This is a genomic window from Aliiglaciecola aliphaticivorans (genome assembly GCF_054782055.1).
Genome location: NZ_BAAGTF010000036.1, coordinates 1 through 4,669 on the forward strand (window position 1 = coordinate 1; position 4,669 = coordinate 4,669).

General features: G+C 44.6%; 2 protein-coding genes. Both read left to right on the forward strand.

Translation table 11 applies throughout. From position 1 onward, the window contains the following. Positions 1–96: 96 nt before the first annotated feature. Positions 97–2,403, forward strand: coding sequence for a family 16 glycosylhydrolase (locus ACYVIL_RS16800; protein ID WP_460313604.1), 2,307 nt, complete (start codon positions 97–99; stop codon positions 2,401–2,403). 109 nt (positions 2,404–2,512) lie between these two features. Next, positions 2,513–4,558 carry a TonB-dependent receptor gene (locus tag ACYVIL_RS16805; protein ID WP_460313606.1) on the forward strand — a complete coding sequence of 682 codons (2,046 nt, stop codon included), beginning with the start codon at positions 2,513–2,515 and terminating at the stop codon, positions 4,556–4,558. The last annotated feature ends 111 nt before the right edge of the window (positions 4,559–4,669 follow it).

The window sequence follows — 4,669 nt, forward strand, 5'->3', positions numbered from 1 at the left end:
CTGCTTTTTAGCTCAACGGATATTGCTACATAAACGTTTTAAAGTCACAGCAGCAATGCTCCTAGCAGCGCAAAATGCGCTACTCAAGGAAACAATATGTGTATAAAAAATGTGGGGAGCCTACAGACTTCAGCCCGTCTAAGAACGAAATATAAGGGCGACTGGACATACGGGCGTTTCGAAATGCGCGCTAAATTGCCTTCTGGACAAGGCAGCTGGCCGGCTTTTTGGATGTTACCGACTGACGAAGTCTATGGTACTTGGCCAAAGTCAGGTGAAATCGATATTCTTGAAGCGGTGAACTTAGGTGTGGTAGATGCTGACGGCAATGAAGAGAAATATATCCATGGCACCTTACATTATGGTCGCGACTGGCCACAAAACGAGTCTTCAGGAAAAGCATACTTGTTGCCCGATGGGGCTAATCCTGCAGATGATTTCCATACCTATGCAATAGAATGGCAAGAAGGTGAAATTCGTTGGTATGTGGATGATTATTTATACGCGACACAGATGGCCTCGGAAGTACGCTATAACAGCGACGGTGAAGCCTCAGGTTTAATTCATCAAGGTTGGTTTTCAGAATATTTTGATATTGCCACCGGAGAGAAAGAAGTCCACTGGGATGCTTCACCATTTGACCAAGATTTTCACATTTTACTCAACCTAGCCGTTGGTGGCGATTGGCCCTCTAATGTCAACAACTTAGGCATCGATGAAACCGCATTTGCCAATGGTCAAAGCTATATTATCGACTATGTTCGAGTTTATGAATGCTCAACTAACCCGATGACTGGTAAAGGGTGCGAAACAGTGCGTGCCGGTTACAAAGATGAAGAGGATGCTTTAGTTACGGGAAAGGCGCCAGTGCCCTCACCTCCATCAACAGGTGTGGTGCAAGAACTGACCGTATTTGCTGATGAAGCTAATCCAGATTGGCCAATTTGGGATTGTTGTGGCGGCACTACACCAAGCATAGAAATGGATGACGACGAACACGGCGCCGTTGTCGAATTCGTTATTGGCTCAGCGCCAACGGTAATGGGGTTTAACACCACCTTACTTGATACACCTGTGCGTTTCGACGCGTCGCCTATGTTAACCGCAGGTGCGTTGACCTTTGATATGAAAATCGTTTCAGCTCCCGTTGATACTAACTCGGTTTGGAAATTCAAAATTGAGAGTAACAGTGCCAGTGAAGCGGTTGAGCTGGACATCACTCAAGATATAGATGGCAACCCTTTAACCACAGGGACATGGCAAACCTTTTCGTTTTCAATGCAAGACTTGGCAGATGCGGGTTTAGATTTAACCGCCATTGATGTGATTATGATTTTTCCAGCTTGGGGCACTGGAGAAGGTGCGGTGTATCGAGTTGATAATATGGAATTCACCATCGATTACCCAGAATTAATATTATTTGAAGACCAAGCCAATTTAGATTGGCCTCTTTGGGATTGCTGTGGTGGTTCAACACCAGTAGAAGTCATCGACGATGAAGCCCATGGTACTGTGGCAGAATTTTCCATAGGTGAAACGCCTACTGTTATGGGGTTCTTGTCGGCTGAGGGAATTAAATTTGATGCTAGCTTGCTTGAAGCCGTTGGTGTCATTCAGTTTGAAATGAAAGTCGTTAGTGGCACTGCTAGTGACGCAACGCCATGGTTATTTAAAGCAGAAAGTAATGGGGCTTCTCAGGCGGTAGAACTGGATTTATCTGCAAGCAATGAAGGGGTTACTCCGGTTACCGGTGTATGGCAAACCTATACATTTAACTTACAAGATTTAGCCGATGCGGGTCTGGATTTGAGTGCAATTGATGTGGTGATGATATTCCCTTCTTGGGGCGCAGGAGAAGGTGCCGTTTACCGTGTTGATAATGCTAAGATTTTTAATCCACCACCACCTTCACTCACCGTGTTTGAAAATGCAGAAAACCCCCTATGGCCTATGTGGGATTGCTGCGGCGGTTCAACGCCAACGGTTGAAGTCGATGCCGATACAGCCCATGGCGCAGTCGCTGAATTCCAAATCGGCGAAACGCCTACCGTAATGGGATTCTTAGCTGAGGATAGTACAGAGTTTGACGCTACCACTTTATTATCAAATGGCGTGATCAAATTCGATTTGAAAGTGATTGCAACCCCTAGCGAAGATACCGCTTGGCTATTTAAAGTGGAGTCTCTTGATGCCGCCACAGCAGTGGAATTAGCAGTGGAAACCAGTAATGAAGGTGAGCCCCCTGTTACCGGCGAATGGCAAACATATACATTTGATCTTCTTACGCTTTCCGATGCAGGTCTGGATATAAGTGCGATTAACGTCGTAATGATATTCCCAGCCTGGGGGACAGGTGATGGTGCAGTTTATCGCATTGATAACCTGAAAATCACGTCTAACTAAAGGCTCGAAGAAATACCACATTATGACTTGCCGGGTTTTATGCCAATACAAAACAGGTGTAAAGCCCAAGGGCTTACAAAGAATAAAGAACAATTTAAGTAGGGCAACTATGAAACACATGACCTTCAAGAAAAAAACCTTAGCTGCGTCAATGTCTATGCTACTAGGTGGCGTTTTAGTATCTACCGCTAATGCACAGGAAGAAGCCGTAACGACACAAGATGATGTAGAAGTGATCCAAGTAAAAGGGATCCGCGGCTCTTTGGTACGGGCAATGGATATCAAACGCAGTGGCCAAGGGGTGGTCGATGCTATTTCTGCTGAAGAAATGGGTAAATTTCCTGATACCAATATCGCGGAATCATTGCAACGTATTCCAGGGGTAACCATTAGCCGTAAAAACGGGGAAGGTAGCCAAATAACAGTACGTGGATTCGGACCTGACTTTAACCTGGTAACCCTCAATGGTCGCCAAATGCCGGGAACAGGTAACAATCGCTCATACGATTTGGAAAACCTCTCTTCTGACGGTGTCAGCGCGTTAGAACTATATAAAACCGGCCGCGCAGATGTACCAAGTGGAGGCTTAGGCGCAACCGTTAATATTATAACCGCTAAACCATTAAACAGCCCAGGCTTGAAATATGTGGTTTCTGGCAAGGGAATTTATGATGAATCAAATGTCGAAGGTTCGGATATAACCCCAGAGATTTCTGCATTATATAGCAATACTTTTGCCGACAATACTTTCGGTGTCGCCATTTCATTATCCATGCAAGAACGCAATTTTCAGCAGCAAAGTGCCAATGTGCCCGGTTGGCAGGCAGACCAATCTCTAGGCAGCACCACTGATTTTATCGATTTGAGGCCAGACGCAACAAGTTTAGAAGAAGATACATTAGATGGCTCGTTGGAGGATGGCAAAGCAGGTCACACTTACCTGCCTCGTCAAATTTCCTACAATATTAATAACGTTGAACGCACACGTGTAAACGGCATGGCGACACTGCAATATGCACCTCGTGACGATATGACCTTCACATTAGATTACGTGTATTCTGAAGCCGAAACGGCGACATCGGGTAAAGGGTTTGGTATTTGGTTTAACTTCGGTGGAAATATCAATTCTTACGAGCTGGATGAGCGAGGTTCAGCTATCAGCTTAACTGAGTCGAGTAATGATTTCGCTCACTCGGCTAACGTTGAAACCCTGTTAGTAGAGAGCGACTCCATTGGTTTTAACTTTGAATGGCAAGCCACTGACGATTTTCATGTGGAATTTGACTACCATGATTCGAAAACGACCACTGATAATGGCGCCGATGATGGTACACATCATTCGGGAAATGTAATTTTAGGACCCAACAATATAGTCAGTAAAACCTATGATTTTTCTGGTGGCGGAATTCCACAGTTCGATATTACTTGGCCTGATGGTGCAGAAGAAGCTGATCCAGCTGACTTTGACCCTCTTTTTGCGCAGTTTGGGCGTGCAGAAGGTGAGTCGACCATCGAACAAATTCAATTGGATACTGAGTGGGTCAATCCCAATGACAGTTTCCTCACAAAAGTACAGTTTGGTCTCGCCAATACTGATCAGTATTTCGGTGGTTATTCAGCGAATAACGGCAATGTTGGACCTAATGGTTACAACGGCAATCAGGCTATTTTCCCTGATAGTATGTTTACTCGTACCGACACAGGCAACTTTTTAGATGAGTTTTCAAACGGTGGTAATGACTTAGTTACAAACTATTATTACACCTTCGATTACGCTGAAGTTATAGCTCGAATGCAGGACTACTTTGGCTTTTCAATTGATCCCCTAAACCCTGACTTTGGCACCATGACTACGGCTGATTTGACGGAAGAAACCCAAAGTGCTTACTTAGCTGCAGATATGTATTTCGAAATTGCCGATATGCCTATAGACGTGAATATTGGCGTACGCTATGAAAAAACGGATGTGACGAGTTTAGTACTGCAAGACAGTGTCGAAGATTATTTGGTGTGGACTAATCCTACCGAGTGGCAAATGCGCTATCGAGCAAGTGATGGTGGCACTGTTACCTACACAGGGGAACATGATGTCATTTTACCTAACTTAGACATCAAATTAGAGGTAACTGATGATATTGTAGCTAGGGCCTGTTGATCTTTCGTGATTGGTTTTTGAGCGGCATGGTAAAGAGTTATAATTTGTTTCGCCAAAAATAAACTAACAACTCAATACCATGCCGAGACTAATGCTAACTGATCAGCGGTG

Coding starts and splice junctions, on each gene's coding strand:
- ACYVIL_RS16800 (WP_460313604.1), top strand. CDS start 97: ATGTGTATAAAAAATGTGGGGAGCCTACAGACTTCAGCCCGTCTAAGA.
- ACYVIL_RS16805 (WP_460313606.1), top strand. CDS start 2,513: ATGAAACACATGACCTTCAAGAAAAAAACCTTAGCTGCGTCAATGTCT.